General features: G+C 35.4%; 23 protein-coding genes and 1 pseudogene. 18 read left to right on the forward strand and 6 right to left on the reverse strand.

Annotated elements, in window-relative coordinates:
- Positions 1-18 precede the first annotated feature (18 nt).
- From nbaC to alr, 11 genes and pseudogenes are all read left to right on the forward strand, one after another.
- Positions 19-558 (forward strand): 3-hydroxyanthranilate 3,4-dioxygenase, encoded by a 540-nt coding sequence (gene nbaC, locus LOK41_RS05575; protein ID WP_241815617.1) that lies wholly within the window; start codon positions 19-21, stop codon positions 556-558.
- Positions 543-1586 (forward strand): amidohydrolase family protein, encoded by a 1044-nt coding sequence (locus LOK41_RS05580; RefSeq protein ID WP_241815618.1) that lies wholly within the window; start codon positions 543-545, stop codon positions 1584-1586. The genes nbaC and LOK41_RS05580 overlap by 16 nt, the downstream gene beginning before the upstream one ends.
- Entirely contained in the window at positions 1558-2016 is a 459-nt protein-coding gene (locus LOK41_RS05585) for a RidA family protein (protein WP_241815619.1), read from the forward strand. Before LOK41_RS05580 ends, LOK41_RS05585 begins: the two co-directional genes overlap by 29 nt.
- Positions 2017-2027: 11 nt before the next feature.
- A complete protein-coding gene (locus LOK41_RS05590) occupies positions 2028-3497 on the forward strand; it encodes an aldehyde dehydrogenase (protein ID WP_241815620.1) in 1470 nt (489 codons plus the stop codon).
- Positions 3498-3573: 76 nt separating this feature from the next.
- Positions 3574-4353, forward strand: a complete 780-nt coding sequence (locus LOK41_RS05595; RefSeq protein WP_241815621.1) for a 2-keto-4-pentenoate hydratase — start codon at positions 3574-3576, stop codon at positions 4351-4353.
- Positions 4354-4386: 33 nt separating this feature from the next.
- On the forward strand, positions 4387-5286 hold the full coding sequence (locus tag LOK41_RS05600) for an acetaldehyde dehydrogenase (acetylating) (RefSeq protein ID WP_241815622.1): 900 nt from the start codon (positions 4387-4389) through the stop codon (positions 5284-5286).
- Entirely contained in the window at positions 5273-6310 is a 1038-nt protein-coding gene (gene dmpG / locus LOK41_RS05605; RefSeq protein ID WP_241815623.1) for a 4-hydroxy-2-oxovalerate aldolase, read from the forward strand. The genes LOK41_RS05600 and dmpG overlap by 14 nt, the downstream gene beginning before the upstream one ends.
- The gene (locus tag LOK41_RS05610) at positions 6301-7089 is read left to right on the forward strand and encodes a 2-keto-4-pentenoate hydratase (protein WP_241815624.1); all 789 of its coding nucleotides are present in this window, start codon (positions 6301-6303) and stop codon (positions 7087-7089) included. Before dmpG ends, LOK41_RS05610 begins: the two co-directional genes overlap by 10 nt.
- 21 nt (positions 7090-7110) lie before the next feature.
- Positions 7111-7305: a 4-oxalocrotonate tautomerase gene (locus tag LOK41_RS05615; RefSeq protein ID WP_241815625.1), complete on the forward strand. Its 195-nt coding sequence runs from the start codon at positions 7111-7113 to the stop codon at positions 7303-7305.
- A gap of 126 nt (positions 7306-7431) precedes the next feature.
- Positions 7432-7809: pseudogene (locus tag LOK41_RS05620) on the forward strand (HAD hydrolase family protein); the annotation flags it as partial.
- 215 nt (positions 7810-8024) lie between these two features.
- Complete coding sequence (alr, locus tag LOK41_RS05625; protein ID WP_241815626.1) at positions 8025-9203, forward strand: alanine racemase; 1179 nt, start codon at positions 8025-8027, stop codon at positions 9201-9203.
- An 18-nt stretch (positions 9204-9221) separates the two neighbouring features.
- Here the strand turns inward: alr and LOK41_RS05630 are convergent, their stop codons facing one another.
- Positions 9222-9407: a hypothetical protein gene (locus LOK41_RS05630; protein ID WP_241815627.1), complete on the reverse strand. Its 186-nt coding sequence runs from the start codon at positions 9405-9407 to the stop codon at positions 9222-9224.
- Between the two features lie 23 nt (positions 9408-9430).
- Positions 9431-10306 carry a phosphotransferase gene (locus tag LOK41_RS05635; protein WP_241815628.1) on the reverse strand — a complete coding sequence of 292 codons (876 nt, stop codon included), beginning with the start codon at positions 10304-10306 and terminating at the stop codon, positions 9431-9433.
- Between the two features lie 175 nt (positions 10307-10481).
- Between LOK41_RS05635 and LOK41_RS05640 the strand changes: the two genes are divergently transcribed.
- On the forward strand, positions 10482-11339 hold the full coding sequence (locus LOK41_RS05640; protein WP_174102142.1) for a YitT family protein: 858 nt from the start codon (positions 10482-10484) through the stop codon (positions 11337-11339).
- 23 nt (positions 11340-11362) lie between these two features.
- On the opposite strand, the gene pdxR is transcribed toward LOK41_RS05640, so the two are convergent.
- A complete protein-coding gene (gene pdxR / locus LOK41_RS05645) occupies positions 11363-12784 on the reverse strand; it encodes a MocR-like pyridoxine biosynthesis transcription factor PdxR (protein WP_241815629.1) in 1422 nt (473 codons plus the stop codon).
- Positions 12785-12914: 130 nt separating this feature from the next.
- Here pdxR and LOK41_RS05650 point away from each other — a divergent pair, with 130 nt between their 5' ends.
- Both LOK41_RS05650 and LOK41_RS05655 read left to right on the forward strand, forming a co-directional pair.
- On the forward strand, positions 12915-13337 hold the full coding sequence (locus LOK41_RS05650) for a GNAT family N-acetyltransferase (protein ID WP_241815630.1): 423 nt from the start codon (positions 12915-12917) through the stop codon (positions 13335-13337).
- 180 nt (positions 13338-13517) lie between these two features.
- A complete protein-coding gene (locus LOK41_RS05655; RefSeq protein WP_241815631.1) occupies positions 13518-14645 on the forward strand; it encodes a metallophosphoesterase in 1128 nt (375 codons plus the stop codon).
- 116 nt (positions 14646-14761) lie between these two features.
- On the opposite strand, the gene LOK41_RS05660 is transcribed toward LOK41_RS05655, so the two are convergent.
- The 3 genes from LOK41_RS05660 to LOK41_RS05670 are packed head-to-tail and all read right to left on the reverse strand — an operon-like array spanning position 14762 to position 17098.
- On the reverse strand, positions 14762-15109 hold the full coding sequence (locus LOK41_RS05660) for a MazG-like family protein (RefSeq protein ID WP_241815632.1): 348 nt from the start codon (positions 15107-15109) through the stop codon (positions 14762-14764).
- 49 nt (positions 15110-15158) lie between these two features.
- A complete protein-coding gene (locus tag LOK41_RS05665; protein ID WP_241815633.1) occupies positions 15159-16199 on the reverse strand; it encodes an ABC transporter permease in 1041 nt (346 codons plus the stop codon).
- On the reverse strand, positions 16196-17098 hold the full coding sequence (locus tag LOK41_RS05670; RefSeq protein ID WP_241815634.1) for an ABC transporter permease subunit: 903 nt from the start codon (positions 17096-17098) through the stop codon (positions 16196-16198). Before LOK41_RS05670 ends, LOK41_RS05665 begins: the two co-directional genes overlap by 4 nt.
- Before the next feature lie 134 nt (positions 17099-17232).
- Between LOK41_RS05670 and LOK41_RS05675 the strand changes: the two genes are divergently transcribed.
- The 4 genes from LOK41_RS05675 (at position 17233) to LOK41_RS05690 (ending at position 19650) form a co-directional block, all read left to right on the forward strand.
- Positions 17233-17799 (forward strand): GNAT family N-acetyltransferase, encoded by a 567-nt coding sequence (locus tag LOK41_RS05675; RefSeq protein WP_241815635.1) that lies wholly within the window; start codon positions 17233-17235, stop codon positions 17797-17799.
- A 6-nt stretch (positions 17800-17805) separates the two neighbouring features.
- Positions 17806-18354, forward strand: a complete 549-nt coding sequence (locus tag LOK41_RS05680) for a 2'-5' RNA ligase family protein (protein ID WP_241815636.1) — start codon at positions 17806-17808, stop codon at positions 18352-18354.
- On the forward strand, positions 18351-18836 hold the full coding sequence (locus tag LOK41_RS05685) for a GNAT family N-acetyltransferase (protein WP_241815637.1): 486 nt from the start codon (positions 18351-18353) through the stop codon (positions 18834-18836). Before LOK41_RS05680 ends, LOK41_RS05685 begins: the two co-directional genes overlap by 4 nt.
- 517 nt (positions 18837-19353) lie before the next feature.
- Entirely contained in the window at positions 19354-19650 is a 297-nt protein-coding gene (locus LOK41_RS05690) for a WXG100 family type VII secretion target (protein WP_241815638.1), read from the forward strand.
- The last annotated feature ends 60 nt before the right edge of the window (positions 19651-19710 follow it).

Below are 19710 nucleotides of genomic sequence, written 5' to 3' on the forward strand. Positions count from 1 at the left end.
TTATAAGGAGGAAAAAGCATGTCAAAAACATTACAATCTTTTAATTTACTAAAATGGATTGATGAAAATAAAGAACTATTGAAACCACCGGTGAATAACAAGGTGATTTGGCAAGATTCAGAGTTTATTGCCATGATTTTAGGAGGACCAAATAGAAGACGTGATTTCCATGTGGATCCTTCAGATGAATTCTTTTATCAAATAAAAGGTGAATGCTATGTGGAATGTATTACGGAAGAAGGAAAACGTGAAGTCGTTACAGTGAAAGAAGGTGACGTGTTTATGTTGCCAGCTATGGTACCACACTCACCACATCGCGTCGCAGACACATTTGGATTAGTAATTGAAAGGAAGCGTAATCAAGGAGAGCTTGAGGATTTTGTTTGGTTCTGCGACGAATGTAACCATGAAATGCATCGCGTACGAGTGCAATTAAGCGATATTGAAAAACAAGTGAAAGAAGCAATTCATAGCTTTAATTCAAATAAGGAAATTCGAGCGTGTAAAAACTGTGGATATATTATGCCAGAAGAAGTGGAGGAATGGAAGTGCGAATAGATTTTCATACACATATTATTCCTGAAACATTTCCGGATTTTGAAGAGAAGTTTGGTGGTGACCGGTGGCCGATATTAAATCGCACTTGTACATGTGGTGCTGCCATTATGGTTGGAGGGAAAAACTTTCGCGATGTGACAGATCAAGTATGGTGTCCGGAGAAAAGAATTGAAGATATGAACCGCGAAGGTGTTGATATACAAGTATTATCACCGATCCCTGTTACATTTTCTTATTGGGCAAAACCAGAAGAAGCTGAAGCGATGGCGCGTATTCAAAATGATTTTATTGCGGAAACAGTCTCGGCATATCCAGATCGTTTCGTTGGATTGGGGACAGTGCCGATGCAAGATGGAGAAACTGCAGTTCGTGAGATGGAGCGATGCATAAAGGAATTAAATTTACATGGAATCGAAATTGGAACGAATGTAAATGGAAAAAATTTAGATGACTCTTCATTTATTGAATTTTTCCGAATGGCTGAAAAATGGCAGGTTCCAATTTTTATTCACCCATGGGAAACGTTAGGACGAGATAGAATGCCGCATCATAATTTTATGTATACCGTTGGGATGCCAAGTGAAACGGCTCTTGCAGCAGCTACACTTATCTGGAGCGGCATGATGGAAAAGTTTCCTGGATTAAAGATTTGTTTTGCTCATGGTGGTGGTTCTTTTCCATATATTTTGCCGCGATTAGATCAAGGATGGCAAGTATGGCCGCATCTAAGATTAACTACATATCCTCCTAGCCATTATGCAAAGAAATTTTATTTTGATTCTTTAAACTATGATCCTATTAACCTTAAATACATGATTGAACGATTTGGGCATGAAAAGATTTTTATGGGATCGGATTATCCATTTTTACTACGAGAAATTCATCCAGGTAAAGTAATTGACGAGACGCCTGAGCTATCGGAGGAACAAAAGGAAGCGATGCTTGGTGGAAATGCAGCGAGCTTCTTAAATATTGATATGAAAAGAAGAGGTGTAGTATATGCAGAAAGTACAAACACCAGAGAGTAAATTAAATGAAATGGGACTTACGTTACCAGCTATTCGTCCAGCGGTGGGGAATTATGTTGGATGTGTGCGGGTTGGAAATTTATTATTTACTGCTGGACAAGGTGTTGACCAGTACCATGGGAAATTAGGTAAGGATATATCGATAGAAGACGGATATAAGGCAGCAAGACAGTCGATGTTGAACTTATTAAGTGTGGTAAAGAATGAATTAGGTGATTTAAGTAAGGTGAAACGAGTTGTAAAGTTACTTGGCTTTGTAAACAGTACGGAAGATTTTATTGATCAACCAAAGGTGATGAATGGGGCATCTGATTTATTAGTAGATGTTTTTGGAGAAAAGGGGAAACATGCTCGTTCCGCTGTTGGAATGGCTCAATTGCCGAATAACACAACAATTGAAATCGAGATGGTTTTAGAAATTGAAGAGTAGGAGGCAAGAATATGAATAAAGAACTATTAGCTGAAAAAATAAAAGTAAAAGATGCGAAGTTATTTATTGATGGTCAATATGTCGATGCGATGTCCGGCGAAACGTTCGATACATTTAATCCATCAACAAATAGCAGACTTGCCTCTGTTGCGCAAGCAAGTGAAGAGGATGCTAAGCGAGCAATAGACGTGGCAGGGCGCACATTTACAAGCGGCATATGGAGTAAAATGCCTGTGGAAGAACGCTCAGCTATTTTATGCAAAATGTCAGATTTGATCATGGAAAAGGTAGATGAATTAGCGTATATAGAGACGCTTGATGTCGGAAAACCAATAAAAGAAAGCCGTGGCTTTGATATTCCACGTTCTGCCCATAATTTTCGTTTCTTCGCTGAGATGGCAAAGTATATGGTACATGAACATTATGATAAACATAACTTTATGTCGTATGCAAAATATGCACCAGCAGGGGTAACAAGCTTAATTATTCCTTGGAATTTACCATTTATGCAGATGACATGGAAGGCGTCAGCTGCGCTAGCCGCTGGTAATACAGTAGTTGTGAAACCAGCATCTTACACGCCGTTAAGTGCGGTTATACTTGGTGAAATTGCGAATGAGGCTGGGCTACCTCCAGGTGTACTCAATATTATTACTGGACCAGGAAGTACGGTAGGAACGAAAATGACGACGCACCCCTCTGTAAGACGTATTTCATTTGTTGGAGAAAGTAATACAGGGAAAACGATTATGCGGAATGCCTCAGAAAACTTAATACCAGTGTCGTTAGAATTAGGTGGAAAATCAGCAAATATTGTATTTGAAGATGCTGACTTAGATGAAGCGGTACAAGGATCGATTGAAGCAATTTATCGGAATCAGGGAGAAATTTGCTTAGCTGGTTCAAGATTACTTGTACAAGAAAGCATATATGAACAGTTTCTAGAGAAATTTGTAACAGCTGTGAAAAAGATAAAAGTAGGAGATCCTCTTGATGAAGATACAGATATGGGAGCGCTTGTTTCAAAATCACATTTGGAAACAGTTGATCAATACGTACAAATAGGTCTTTCAGAAGGAGCGAAATTAGCACATGGTGGAAAAAGAATTGAAAGTTTAGCACAAGGAAACTTCTATGAACCAACTGTACTATATGATGTTGATAATTGTATGCGTGTAGCTCAAGAAGAGATTTTTGGTCCAGTTTTAGTTGTTATACCATTTAAGACAGAAGAAGATGCAATTCGTATCGCAAATGATTCTATTTATGGTTTAGCAGGAGTTGTTTGGACAAATGATCTTAGAAGAGCACAGCGAGTTGTTTCGCAAATTGATTCGGGCTTATTATGGATTAATTGTTGGTATGTACGAGATTTACGTACTCCATTTGGTGGTTCTAAGGCAAGTGGTATTGGCCGAGAAGGTGGACGCCATAGTTTTGAATTTTATACAGAAGCAAAGACAGTTACGATGAAATTATAAAGTGAAACTTCCATCAGCGGAATGGTATTTCCGTTGATGGGTTCTAAATATAGATTCTAAAAATGAGGTGAGATATATGCAAGTGTTAATAAAGGAATTAGCAGATGAACTATTACAGGCAGAACAAACGTGTAGACCAATTTCTCCTTTTACGGAAAGGTATCCAAATCTATCCGTTTCAGATTCGTATAACATTCAACTCGAAGTAGTTGGACAAAAGTTAAAACAAGGACGCACAGTGATTGGGAAGAAAGTCGGGCTTACGAGTGATGTAATGCAGCAAATGCTTGGAGTGGATGAACCGGATTACGGACATTTGCTAGATGATATGAAAGTAGAAAGTGGAAGTGTAATAGCTGTAGATTCGTTTGTATCTCCAAAAGTAGAAGCGGAAATTGGATTTATTTTAGCAGAGGATTTGAGTGGCCCGAATATTACATATGTAGATGTGTTAATGGCAACGAAATATATTGTACCTACACTTGAAATTATTGATAGTCGTATTGCAGATTGGAAGATTAAGCTTGCCGATACAGTAGCAGATAATGGCTCTTCTGCGAGAGTAGTTGTTGGTGATAAGTTTTCTAATGTGTCTGAAGTAGATTTGCGTACAGCTGGAATGACACTCTATAAAAACAATAGTTTAATTGCTACTGGAGCAGGGGCGGCAGCATTAGGGCATCCTGCGCAAGCTGTTGCTTGGTTAGCGAATAAACTTAGTGAATTTCAAATTTCATTGAAAGCTGGGGAATTAATTTTACCAGGTGCATTATCAGGAGCTGTTTCGGTTGAATGTAATGATGTTATTCAAGCTGACTTTGGATCACTTGGTTCGGTTTCTATTAAATTTGTATAGTTCTATGGTTGTTTGAAAAGGAGGGGAATATATGTGGGAAAAGTGAAGGCGGCTATTATAGGCTCTGGAAATATCGGTACGGATTTAATGTATAAAGCAAAAAAAAGTGAAGTCATTGAAATGGCTGCTATGATAGGGATAGATTCTGAATCAGACGGGTTAAAGCGAGCAAAGGAAGAAGGATATGAGATTTTTGATAATGGTATTCAAGCAATTATTGAGAATCCTAGCATAGCAGATATTATATTTGATGCTACTTCAGCTAAAGCTCATATGTATCATGCGGACGTATTAAGAGAGTTAGGGAAGTTAGTGATAGATTTGACACCAGCGGCATGTGGACCATTTGTTTGTCCAGCTATACAAGACGATAATGATGTAGAGGCACGAAACGTCAACATGATTACATGTGGCGGGCAAGCAACAATTCCAATTGTCCATGCTATTAACGAAATAGCGGACGTTACATATGCGGAAATAGTTGCTACCATTTCGAGTTTAAGTGCAGGGCCAGGTACGCGGGCAAATATCGATGAATTTACGATTACAACAAAGCGTGGGATCGAAGAAGTTGGGGGAGCGGACTACGGAAAAGCGCTTATTATATTAAATCCTGCTGATCCTCCGATTTTAATGAGGGACACTGTATATTGTGAAGTCAAACATATGGATGAATTATCAATTAGTGAAGCAATCTACAAGATGGTTGAAGTAGTGAAATCGTATGTTCCAGGATATGCTTTAAAACAAGAACCGATGTTTGACGGGAACCGTGTGACTGTATTTTTAGAGGTAGAAGGAGCTGGGGATTACTTTCCTCCTTACGCTGGTAATTTAGATATTATGACAGCAGCCGCATTAAAAGTTGGTGAAGAATTTGCATCCCGAATAATAGAAGAGCAGAAGCGAGGTGTGATGAATGAAACGAAATAGTGACATGCCAATTAAAATAACGGAAGTTTGTTTGCGTGATGGAAGTCATGTAATGAGGCACCAATTTACTGAGGAACAAGTTAGGTCTGTAGCCGGGTCGTTAGATGAGGCTGGTATGCATTATATTGAAGTCAGTCATGGAGATGGATTAGGTGGTTCTACGCTGCAATATGGAAGATCGTTAGTAGATGAAATGAAACTCATTGAAGCGGCAGTCGAAGAATGTAAACAGGCAAAGGTAGCTGTCTTACTAATTCCTGGTATTGGTACTATCCATGAATTAAAACAAGCAAAAAGCGTTGGAGCAAGGCTTGTTCGTGTAGCAACTCATGTAACGGAAGCGGATGTTTCTGCACAACATATTCATTTTGCGCGGGAGTTAGGTATGGAAGTGTGCGGATTTTTAATGATGGCGCATTCGGCACCAGTTGAGAAATTAGTAGAACAAGCAAGGTTTATGGAAAGTTACGGGGCACAAGCGGTTTATGTAACAGATTCAGCGGGAGCTTTATTACCGCATGAAGTAAGGGAACGAATTCAGGCATTACGTCAATCTTTAAATATTGAAATTGGCTTTCATGGTCATAATAATCTTTCTGTTGCAGTAGCAAATACAATTGCTGCAATTGAAGAAGGAGCAACTCGTATTGATGGAAGTGTTCGCTGTCTTGGAGCAGGAGCAGGGAATGCGCAAACAGAGGTATTGTTAGCTGTACTGGATCGCATGGGATATAAGCTAGATATAGATTTATATAAAATGATGGACTTGGCAGAAGATATTGTTGCTCCGCTGTTACCAGGACCACAAGAAATTCAAAAAGGTAGTCTTGTCATGGGATATGCCGGTGTCTATTCAAGCTTTTTACTACATGCCGAGAGAGCTGCTCGTAAATTTGGTGTAGATGCTCGTGATATTTTAATAGAACTTGGCAGACGAAAAGTAGTTGGTGGGCAAGAAGATATGATTTTAGATGTAGCAGCTGAATTAGCGAAGATAAAAACGGGGTGTAAAATATGGCTTTAGTTAAAGGCGCAGATTCAGAGATTATTGAATATTTACTTCAGGCAGAGAGAGAACGAAAAGAAGTGATAAAGGTAACGGATCAGCATCCGGATTTAACAGTAGAAGATGCTTACATATTACAAAAACGATTAATTGAACAAAAGGTAAAAGAGGGATCCAAACGAGTTGGTGTAAAGCTTGGATTAACAAGTAAAGCGAAGCAACAAATGATGGGGATTGAGGAAGCGATTTACGGTTATTTATTAGATGATATGTTAGCTTTTGAGTGGGAACCAGTGCAGTATGAAACATTGATTCATCCAAAAGTAGAACCAGAGATTGCTTTTTTAATAGGGGAGGATTTACAAGGCACTAACGTTACAGCAGCTGATGTATTAAAGGCAACGAAATATATTACACCAGCTTTGGAAATTATTGATAGTCGTTATTTGAATTTTAAATTTACGTTGCCTGATGTAATCGCGGATAATTGTTCATCTTCAAAGTTTTTATTGGGGAGTAAATGGATGGATGCTAAGGAAATAGACCTAGCTAATATTGGAATGGTTATGTCGAAAAACGGTAAAGTGGCTACAACTGGAACAGGAGCAGCTGTGCTTGGGCATCCAGCGACTGCAATTGCCTGGGCGGTAAATAAGCTTGGATTACAAAATGAAGGATTGAAAAAAGGGGATATTGTACTAAGCGGGGCATTATCTGAAGCAATTGCTTTTAAAGCTGGTGACGCTATTGTTGCGCAGTTTGAAGGTTTAGGTAGCGTATCAATGTTTTGTGAATAAATAGTAAAGTGAGAGATGAGTATGCCCATTATACAAATTCAAGTTATTGAAGGTAGAAAGCAGCAGCAGATTCAAAATCTCATTTCGAATGTTACAGATGCAGTTGCAAAGAGTTTAGATGTGGATGTTGAGCGTGTACGTGTACTAGTAAATGAGATTCCGGGTTCCCATTGGGGTGTTGGAGGAAAGGCGAAAGGTAGTGTGGAAGAAAAATAGTGTTTTTGAGTAAAAGTAATTCTTTATGATAAATGAAGAATTGCTTTTTTATTTTGATATGACAGAAAATTATGTTTACAATCGTATTAGTATAAAGAAATTTGTTAATAGGAGAGAAGAGATAATATGTATAAAGTTGTCTTTTTTGATGTTGATGGCACTTTATTAAGTGAAATTGATAGAAGTATGCATGCAAGTACGAAAGAAGCTATACGGAGAGTAATTGATAAAGGTATTAAAGTAGTAGTTACAACAGGAAGACCTTACAATTTATGCTTAGAATTTAAAGAGTTAGGTGTTGAAACGTTTATTTCTGCGAATGGTGCACATATAAAATGTAATGTTGCAGTTATACATAAATCAGTGCTTTCGAGAGAAATAGTTCATGATATCACAACTTTTGCTGAGTTAAATGGTTATGGTGTTTCTTATTTTACAGAGGAATTTACAATGAATGGCATGGCTTCTAATGATGAACGGGTAATGAAAGCATTAATAGAGACTTAACATCAACTTTCAGTTGATGCAACGCAGCCTGAACAAACATTGTAATTCTTCTCATCTCCATATATAATAGTGTCTTAGGAGTATTGCAACATACTTAAAATTCCGAAAATTCCAGTAGTTTGACTAGGAAATGGAAAAGTATTATATTGTAAAAGGTCATAATGAACGAGAAATAGAATGGAAAGCAATTATTGAGTTAGGAGTTTAGACCGATGAGTTTGAGATATGGAAGAGATACAATTGTTGAAGTGAATTTAGATGCTATAAAACATAATGTGAGAGAATTTAAAAAACGTGTGAACGATGAAAATATGACAATGATGGCAGCGGTAAAAGCAAATGCATATGGACACGGAGCGGTTGAGGTTGCGAAAGCAGCGATTGAGGCAGGAATCAATCAACTCGCTGTTGCTTTTGTAGATGAAGGTATTGAATTGCGCGAGGCTGGAATTTCTGTACCGATATTAATTTTAGGGTATACTCCTATAGACGCTGCTAAAGATGCTATTGAATATGATATTATGATGACGGTATATAGAATAGAAGATTTAAAAGGTATTGATGAAGTAGCGCAGCGATTAGGAAAGAAAGCGCGTATTCAATTGAAGATCGATACAGGAATGAGCCGCATTGGTTTGCAGGAAGAAGAAGTAGCGCCATTTTTGGAAGAACTAAAAAACATGAAGTATATAAAAGTGGAAGGTGTTTTTACACATTATTCTACAGCTGATGAAATAGATAAAACGTACACAAATATGCAAACGAATTTATTTGAGAAAGCTGTTACTACAGCAAAAGAAATGGGAATTCATCTACCATATATACACAGTTCCAACAGTGCTGGATCAATGGAACTTAGTAACACATTTCAAAATATGGTTCGTGTTGGAATCGGGATTTACGGTATGTATCCTTCGAAAGAAGTAGACCATACTGTTGTGTCATTGCAACCAGCATTGTCATTAAAATCAAAAGTAGCTCATATCAAACATGCAAAAAAAAATCGTGGTGTAAGCTATGGGAACACGTATGTAGCAACAGGTGAAGAATGGATTGCTACTGTTCCAATTGGATATGCAGATGGATATAATCGTCAATTGTCTAATAAAGGACATGCGTTAATTAATGGAGTTCGTGTGCCAGTTCTTGGTCGCGTTTGTATGGACCAGTTAATGTTAGATGTTACAAACGCAATGCCTGTACATGTAGGAGATGAAGTAGTGTTCTACGGTAAACAAGGTGAGGAAGAAATTCCTGTAGAAGAAATCGCCGATATGTTAGGGACAATTAACTATGAAGTGACTTGTATGTTAGATCGAAGAATTCCGCGCGTATATAAAGAAAATGATGAAACGACTGCTGTTGTGAATATATTAAGAAAAAATAATTGAGGAAAGAGCTGAATCATTTTATTTCGATTCAGCTTTTTTTGTTGTTATTAAATCAATGTTTAGCTGTTTTTTTCGCTTCTTAAGAATATCGACGTATAAGTCTGATGGGGAATCGACGCCATCATATCGTTTGCAAATATGAGCTGAATTCATAATATGATGAATTTTAGTCATTGATAATCCTTTCTTTTTTCGAATCTGCATATCGTAATCTCCTTAAGAGTATTTTAGAAAAAGGAAGGATGTTGTAACCATTCCTCTAAGTCCACATTTCCTTGAACGGATAATAATCGATATAAATATCGGTATGGTGCTCTGTATTGTTCTAAATTAGGGATAGGCATAATTGTCTCGTAACCTTTCCGGAAAGCGTTAGCCTCCTTTTCTGTAAATATATATTCTAATCCGATAAAATCAAGTTCTCTTGGTGCAACCACGTAAGCCTCAGTATCAACTAATCCAGTAATCTCTATACCATTTGTTAAAAATTGAGTTGGGTCCATATCAATTAAAATAAGAGTCGTTTCTTTTGGTGCCGGTAGCGCATAAAGTTGTGATTGAAAAATTTCGAATGAGTCGTGTATTTTTGAATTATTAGAGTGAAACATCCCTACAAGTTGTTTACTCACATCGGTTATATGTTGTTGAAACTTATAAAGTGGAATTTGAAAAGTTCCAGATGGATTCCCAATATAATTTGCTTTATATTGATGGATTTGAGCTAAGCCTTTTCCAAGGCTATATAAGATAGACTCTGGTTGTCTTATAAATGATTTGAGTACTTGACCGTTTAACTTTTCAACAACAACATATTCTCGCTCTAACCTATGTTTTCGTAATACTGTTGGAATCGGGAGTGTTGTATACTGTTGTAGCTGCGTATGTATCGTTTCTAGCGTATGCACATTTCTTGGATCAATTCCAAATAAGTGTTTACATCCCCACCAAAAATCATTGTTTGGCTCAGTTTTCATTTTAGAAGATCGAACGATGACTTCTTCTGTTTCTGTTTTTACGAGCCAGACGTCACTTGCATGATCTTCATAACCTGGGTGTAATGTGTCTACAGATAAGATAGGGGAGTTGAATAACTTTTGTAACATGAAAAAAACTCCTTTTTCTAGAAATTCGATAAAATAATTATATATGATTTAGAAATAGAATATATATATTTCCAAAAAAGTGTCGAATTTGTGTAAATATAGCCGTTTCTTTGCAAAAATAGAGAATTTTCGGTATGATAATACTAAGAAAATATATCTGTTTTGGGGGTAATCAATGAAAAAAATATTTGAATATGTGTTATTAACAATTGGATCGATTATTGTAGCTGGCTCATTGGAGTTGATTTTGGCACCCAATGGACTAGTAGACGGTGGGGTAACAGCTATCTCTATTATGGCAAATAAAGTTGCTGGATTGCCACTGTACGGTGTGTTTTTAGGACTTAACATTCCTATTTTATTATTTACTGCAAAAGTAATGGGGAAAAAATTCTTTATTCGTACGTCTTATGCAAATGTTGTAACAACTCTCGGATTAATTTATTTGAAGCCATTTCCAGCGATTACAACGTCTGAATTACTAATTGTATTGTATGGAGGAGTATTATTTGGAATTGGTGTTGGGATTGTTGTAAAGATGGGCGGTGCAATTGACGGGTCAGAAATGTTAGCGGTCTGGATGAACAAACATTTTAAAGTGCCGATTAGTACATTTTTACTTGCTGTAAATGCTGTTATTTTTGTATTTGTCGCTATTTTGTTTTCAATTGAGCAAGCGATGTTCTCACTCGCAATTTTCTACATTGTTACGAAAATGATAGATTTCATATTAGATGGCATTAATCAAGGCAAGAGTGTCATGATTATTTCGAGTAAAAATAAAGAAATTGGTGAACTTCTTATGAAGGAGTTACAACTTTCTGTTACGTATCTACATGGAGAAGGTGGTTTTTTAGGAGAGCACCAAAGAATTATCTATTGTATTACAAACCGTTTTATTTATCCAAAGATGAAAGATCTCGTTCTCTCTGTAGATTCAAGTGCCATAATTGAAGCTTCTTATTCAACCGAAACAACTGGTGTGAAACGCCCAGGGATGTCATCTCGTTCAGGGCAACCATCAAATGATTAGACATAAAAAGCTGCTTCTTGCAATTATTTTTGCGAGAAGCAGCTTTTTTTAGTAAACCAAGCTTCTTTTAATAATGTTACAACAGTTTCGATTGTATCGATTGGTATCCCTCCAAAGCCTAGTAATACATAAGCTTCTTTTTGTAAGTTGTTTATTGAATCGTATATGGATAGAGGGTAAAGTTTTACATGTTTTTCAGCAGCTGATTGAATGAGTTCTCGTTCGCTCATACCGTTATGAACATGGAGCACAATGTGAAGCCCAGATTGATCTCCAAGTATATCGACATTTGTGCCCATTTGGTTCATAAGTGATTTCACTAATATATGATGTTTTTTCTTATATAATGTACGAACGCGGTTTAAGTGCCGATCCCAATTTCCTTTTTGAATAAAGTTAGCAAGAGCAAGCTGTTGTATTTTTGAAACAGTTTGTTTAAAAATACCCCCTAAGTTTTTATAAGCTTCCAAAAGATGATTAGGAAGAACGATATAACCCATTCTTAAGGAAGGTAAAAATGACTTTGAAAAAGTTCCCATGTAAATCACATGTTCATTTGTATCAAGTCCTTGCAGTGAGGGGATGGGTTTTCCGACGTAGCGGAATTCTCCGTCATAATCGTCTTCAATAATATAGCCTGAGCGATTATTAGCCCATTTTAATAACTCAAGTCGTCTCGATAAAGGCATAATCATACCATATGGGAATTGATGAGAAGGGGTAACGTAAGCAACGTTCGCATTGCAATTATTAAGAGATGAAATGTTCATTCCATTCTCATCTAATGGAACCGGGTGAATAGGAAGGCCACAGCTTTCAATAATAGCTTTTACGCGGTGAAAACCAGGATTTTCTATGGCGTATGCTTTTTGCTTTCCAAGTAATTGAATTAGTAGCCAAAGAAGGGGCTGGGTACCAGCGCCAATAATAACTTGGTTAGGTGTGCAGTGAACCCCGCGAGCGTGATACAAATATTTTGCAATGTGAGTGCGGAGTATTTGTTCTCCTTGTGGGTCTTCTTTTGTAAATAAGTCGTTTTCATATTGGAGTAAACATTCTTGGAGCGCTCTTTTCCAATTTGAGAGTGGAAAGGCTGTTTGATCGATATTTCCCTGGCTACAATCAAAATAGGGCGTGTTTTTTTGTGCTTTTTCAACTTGACAAGATGGAGCTTGTTGATTATTTGAAATAACATCTACATCTACTTCAACAACAAATATACCACGCTTTGGTTTACTCTCCACATAGCCTTCTGCGGACAACTGTTGATAAGCTGATTCGACTGTAATGCGACTAATACCAAGTTGTAATGCTAAATTTCGGTGAGAAGGGAGACGTGTTCCGGCAGGAAGCGTTCCCTTTAAGATTTCTTGTTTCATGTAATTATAAATTTGTATATACATAGGTGTTTGACTTTCTAATTGCAGTGGAATGATTAAATCCATTGTATAGGTTCTCCTTTAAAACTGGCCTTATAAAAAAGAATTAAACTGTCACTTAAGAGAAGGGCAGTCTTTATTTATACTAATGATATAACATTTAGAAAATTTTATAAATAGTTAGGAGAGATTATTGATGGATGTTAAGGAAATAAAAACAGAAGAACAACTAGATGAGGTATTACCCGTTTTGCAACAATTACGAACTGTACTTACAAAAGAGGAAGCCCAATCTTTATTTCGTCAGATGAAAGAAGAAAATTACCAACTGTTTTCTTTATGTAATGAAGATAGTGAAGCAGTTAGTCTTGCTGGTGTAGCAGTCTGTACGAACTTTTATAACAAGAAACACGTTTTTGTATATGATCTTGTAACAGCAGAGGCGCATCGGTCGAAAGGGTATGGTGAAGAATTGCTATCATATATAGAAAAATGGGGAAAAGAACAGGGTTGTACTTGTATTGCTCTGACATCAGCTTTTTCGCGTATAGATGCTCACCGTTTTTATGAGAGAGAAGGTTATGATAAGGTAAGCTATTCTTTTCATAAAGAGTTATAATAGAGAAGGAAATAGTAGATTCTAAATGTAATAAGATATAGAATCTACTATTTTTTTTGTTATAGCAGAAATAATTTGTAAAAAAGGTACGGTAAGGTATTTTGTCGAATAGTTTTTATGAAATGATAACGGAATAATTAAATATGTAGAAAGTTGTAAATGATAGAAGGGGCGTCTATAGTGGATAAAATTAAAAAAATATCTATTTCAAATGAGGGAAGAGTTATTGTTATTTCTGATATTCATGGAGAATTAGAGCTTTTAAAAAAATTATTAAGCAAAGTTAATTTTAGTCTAGAGGATTATTTAATCATTAATGGTGATCTTTGTGAAAAAGGAAGCAATAGTATAGGTGTTGTAAACTATGTTAGGGAACTTGAAGCTCATAATCCAAATGTACATGTTATTGAAGGGAATTGTGAAGCCTTAGTTGATGCTCTCTTAAATGAAAATCCTGGGTTAATAAACTATTTATGTACGAGAAAGCATTCTATATTTAATGAATGGCTTGATCAATTAGGCTTTCATATTAACGAAGAGACGGATATTCGTGAGGTAAAAGATATATTAACGAGTCATTTTTCAATAGAAATAAAGTGGCTTACAGAATTGCCGACTGTTATTGAAACAGATGACTATATTTTTGTACACGCAGGACTTGAAGATATAGCAGATTGGAAGAAGACCGAACGGAAAAATGCGATTGCAATGCCGGAGTTTTTTACTAAATCACATCGTGCAAATAAGTATGTAATAGTTGGGCATTGGCCTGTTGTCAATTATTCTGAAGAGGCACCATCTAATAATCCAGTTATTGATGAAAATAAGAAAATAATTGCGATTGATGGCGGTAATACGATTAAAGAAGCGGGACAATTAAATGCATTTATTATTCATAGATCAATTTCTAAAGATTTGTTTTCATATACATATGTAGATCATTTTCCGCAATATGAAATATTAGCAGATTTTGATGCAGAACCAATGATGCAAGGCGGAGTCACGTATCCGTATTATCATATTGTACCAGTTGAAACAAATGGTGATTTTACAATATGTAAACAACTAGAAACAAAGAAACGCTTATATGTTAAAAATGAATACGTAAAGCAAAATGAAGCAGCAAATTATACTGTTAAAACGGATATTTCTTGTGCGCAAATCAGTGTAAGGAAAGGTGATATTGTTTCGCTTATTGATGATAGCTGTACGGGATATGATTTAATTAAAAAAGATGGTGTGGAAGGCTGGATAGAGAAGGGGCTTCTTCTTAAAGTGAAAGAGAAGGAATTAAAAGTATATAGCTAAAAAATAGGAAGGAAAATATCCTCCTATTTTTTATTTTGTAGACTTTGAGAGCGCATTCGTATTTCATCTTCTAAATTAAAATCAAAAAAGTTAGCCAACTTACATAAAGTGAAACTTTAATCAGTGGGGGTTTTCCTCATCCCCCACTGATTATTAGTTGAACCAATCGGGCCTTTGCGGGATAAATAAGCTAGACAATCAGCAAGCTTTTTACCAAGATTTTCACGAATTTCTTCCTTCGCCTGAGCATATGTTTCATGTTCAGAAACGCCTTGTTTTTTTAGTTGTTCAGTTCTGGAAAAGAGTGCCCGAAATTCCTCGGCGACTTCAGCGACCTCTGTCGTCAATAACATATGAATATATAGGAGAAATTCTTTATTGTGCTGAAATTCATTACGTCTATCATTGTGACTCCATCCCATTTCTTCTTGAAATTGTTGATATAGTTCTTGAACATATTTCATAATAAATTCCTCAAAAATGATATAACAGCAGTTTCGTCTAATCATATTTTTATAAATGTAGAGAAGACTGTTTTCGTTCTTCTGAAGAAACAAATGAAAAAGAATCTTTATTTTTTACATATATTTTTTGATCCTGAACAGGTTGTATCATAACTGTTTGGGAATTTCTTGATTTTAGTGCGTCTTGAATTCCAGTTGTCATGAGTTTAATGAAAAGTATTGTAATAAAGAATGTAATGAGTGTATAAAAAATAATCCATAATGAAAGATGCATTTCATAACGATTTAATCCGATAAGACCTGCCCAATCATTTGAGAGTGAAACGGGTTTGAACTCACCTTGATCCATTTCTTTCAGTTGTACCCCGCCGATCACAATGTTAAGTAATGCTAAGTGGATCATGAGTATGAGTGTTTGGACAATATGCTCCATAAATAAAACGAATATACGATCGAGCAATAAGACACGTAAGTGTTTCTTTATAATATGGAAACGGCTTGCTCCCATTAATTGTGAGCTCAGTATATAATCTTTTTGCATAAATTCATCAACTTCTGATGAAATATATAACGAAATTGTAGGGAGAGCAATAAAAATGAGTATAATAGCTTGATAAAGTGCAAATGGGATATTTGGGCTTAGTCGATCCGCATTTGACGTGATTACAATGTTAACTGGTGTGATAAGTATAAATGCGATAAATACAGTCGGGATATAATAAAATACCTCTGAACATGCCTGGAAAAATCTTTTACATTTTGCGCCGTATAAACTTAATAGAATACCTAAACACGTCCCAAATAAAATGCGTAATAAACTAATTGCAACAGCGAATAAAATTGTAAATTTCGCTCCGTCTAAAACTTGTAAAAATATAGATTCTCCGAAACGGTCAGAGCCAAAAGGTGGCATTAAAGATGGTGGAAAGGGTGCCTTGCCAAGTAACTCATTCTTGTCATTATAAAGTAACAGAGGTGCTTCTGGTATACTATCTTTAAAGAACAAAGTATAAATAAAGCTAGCCATAATTAATGAGAAAAGATAAATGAATCCGACTAAAAATCGTTTTGATTTCCAAATATATTTCATAAAATTTCTCCTTTCATTTGCTTTTGCCATCTATTCATCATGAATGAAATGATTTGAAAGGTTATATAAAAAGGTAAAATAATCATAATAAGTATGATAAATGTAGCAGCGGGTGAAATGAATGCTTTACTAAATAAAAATTGAATAATGCCTTTCATATTAAAAACAAATTCTAAAACGAACAAGTTAGAAAGCAAGAAAACAAAGATTGTTTTTAAATGATGGAAAAAGTGAATAGATATATTTTTGAATAAATGAATGCGTAGTATATAACTTGATGAAAGGCCTTTTCCATATGCAACCTCTACATATTGTTTTTCATGTTCTTCTTTTATGTATAACACCATCATCCGAAACATTTGTAATGTAGGTAAGACTGCTAAAGATAAAATAGGAAGTAAATAAGCTCGATTTTCATTAAAAGAAATAATTGTGACAGGAGATTCTCCAAATTTCTGAAGTACCCAAATGAAAAATATTTGTAAACAAATCATCATCATCATATCAGGGATCGCTTCTAATACAAAAATAACTCTGTTAATCCATTTTTTGATAGAATCTTTCGCCAAAAAATAAAAAAATGCCATACTAGATGAGAGAAAAAGTGCAAGAACAAAAGCCGCGAATAAAACAATAAATGAATATAAGTAAGGTTCTAAAACAGTTGGGAATAATGGTACTTCTTTTACATTACCAAACTTTGCGTCTGACGTTAAAACTACAAGGGATTCAGGAGAGAATACCTGTTTTAACATAGTGAAAATTTGTTTAAAAAATATAATTGGTTGAAAAGTGAAGCCGCTTTGCGTGACAAATAAATAAGGTAGATTTAGTAGTAGTAAAAGTGATAAAACGATGGATGAAAGTTTTATCACAAATTGAGATGTTTTGTTTAGCATCAAATCCCTCCGTCAACTTTTTACAATATTATACAATAAATGACTTTGTTATTGTTTGGTTTTTCCGAAAAATAAATATAATATTATTAATATGTTTAATTCTAATATTCGATTTAATAGTACGGGAGGCAAATATGGAACGTATATATATGCAAGGGGAAAAAGTGATAGTAAGAAAAATAGAAGAGAAAGATATACAGTTGTTATATTCACAAATATATAAGGACGAAGAACCTGAGTGGAAGAAGTGGGATGCACCATACTTTCCATTCTCTATGCAAGAGTACCCAGAATACAAGGGGAATTTACAATCTAAGTTAAAAGAGGAACCCTTGTCTCAACTCATTATTGAGGTTGATGGCAAAATAATTGGAGCAGTTGGTTTCTATTGGGAGTATAAGGCAACGCGGTGGCTAGAAATCGGGATTACTATTTATGAACCAGCGTATTGGAATGGAGGATATGGTACAGAAGCTTTGCGATTATATAGAGATTTGCTATTTAGGAATATGGAGATTGGTAGGGTTGGATTAACGACGTGGTCTGGAAATGAGCGAATGATAAAAGTTGCAGAAAAAATTGGGATGAAGTTAGAAGGTAGAATGCGGAAATGTCGTTACTATAATGGGATATATTATGATTCTATTCGAATGGGAATGATTCGTGAAGAGTGGGAAGCATTAAGGGAAGAAAAGGAGTGAACAAAGATGTACGCCGTTATTGCTACATTTGATGAAAGGTTTTCAAAGCACGTGAAAGAAATTAGAGAGGAACGAATAAATATTGGACATAATGAAGACTTAGAACCTCATATTACATTAGCAGATTATCATACTTTGGATTTAAAGCTGTATGGAGAGAAATTAGAAAAGTTTACAGAACATATAGAGTGCTTTCCAGTTGAATTTTCTTCTGTTGGTACATTTCCTACAAATGGAACTATTTTTCTCGCACCAATAGTAACGGGAAGATTGTTAGAACTTCATCAATCATTCCATAATCATTTCACGGATTTTCATGATCAGCCGCAGTCGTATTATGTACCTGAGAAATGGGTACCGCATTGTACGATTGCAAACCGTTTAGACAAAGAACAATTTATCCGTGTAATGGAATTTGTATATAAAGATTTAAGCGCACAAAAGGCAGTTGTAAAAAGTTTAAAATTAATTAAAGTAAACGATGAAAATGGTAATTCAGTTTCTTGTGACATACTAGCAGAATACAATTTGAAAAGAACGGAGACACCAAGATGACATATGTAATTAGAGAAATGAACGAACGGGATATTGCTACTGTACAAGAAGTGGCGAAAGTGGCTTGGTATGATACATATAAAGGGATTATTCCGCAGGAAGTTCAAGAGAAATTTTTAGAACAAGCGTATTCGGATGAGATGATGAAAAGAAGATTAGAGAATTCACACTTATTTGTAGCAGAAGTAGAGGATCAAATTGTTGGGTTTGCTAATTTTTTACCTATTAAATATCAAAATGAAGCGGAATTAGGAGCGATTTATATATTACCGGGACACCAAGGGAAAGGAATTGGCACAGCTTTATTGCAAAGAGGTATTACCCTTTTAGAAGGTGTTCGAAAGATTTATATCCATGTAGAAGCCGCAAATGAAAAAGGGAAGTGCTTTTATGAAGCAAAGGGCTTTGCAACTTTAGAGCAATTTGAAGAGGATTTTGAAGGGCATAATTTGCAAACTATAAAAATGGTTTTATATACATAAAGAAAAAAGCCAACAGGAATAATTCAATAAGAAGCAGCTGTGTCTCAGCTGCTTCTTATTGTGTAAGGAGAAGGGGAGTGTAGTGAAAGTACAATCAGGGCATGTTGTGTTCTGATGGAATGAAGGAGAATTTCATCAAACAAGTATAGAAATAGAGCTTAAGGTAATTATAATGGGATTAGAGAGTCCGGATGGAAATATATAAATGCCAATTGTAGAAATAGAAGAGGGAGATAATGGCAGAAAAAGTTTGGGATTTTTAATCCATGATAAACAAGTCTCTATACAAGGAATTAAGGAGTATGTGTAAGGAAAATAGGATAATATATTCCAAAAAAATTATATTTAACTATAATTTGGTAAAAAAATAATATATCGTAAAATGTTGATTTAAATATGTATTTAGAATGATTGAAAAATTCCTTTTCAATTTATTATTATTATTCTATAATTATCCAAGTGGAGTTAAATTTTAGTTAATTCTACTAAATCATTCATTATTAAGGGGGAAATTTTAATGGCTGGACAAATTCGTATGAGTCCTGAGGAGCTTAAAGCAAAATCTGCTTTATATGGGCAAAGTTCTCAACAAATTGATGACATTCTTCGTAAATTACAAGGGTTACAGAATGAATTGCGAGGGGAATGGGAAGGTCGTGCTTTCGAAGGTTTTGATCGACAATTTAATGAATTAAGACCGAAAGTAGAAAACTTCGCACAATTATTACATGAGATTAATGTTCAACTTTCAAAAACTGCAGAAGCAGTCGCTTCTCATGATGAAGAGTTGTCACGTAATTTCGGCTTGAAATAAGAAACACTGATATTCTCTACATAAAAAGAAGGTTTCAAAGTTAGCCATGCGACTTCTGTT

This window comes from Bacillus sp. TL12 (genome assembly GCF_022625245.1).
GTDB lineage: Bacteria > Bacillota > Bacilli > Bacillales > Bacillaceae_G > Bacillus_A.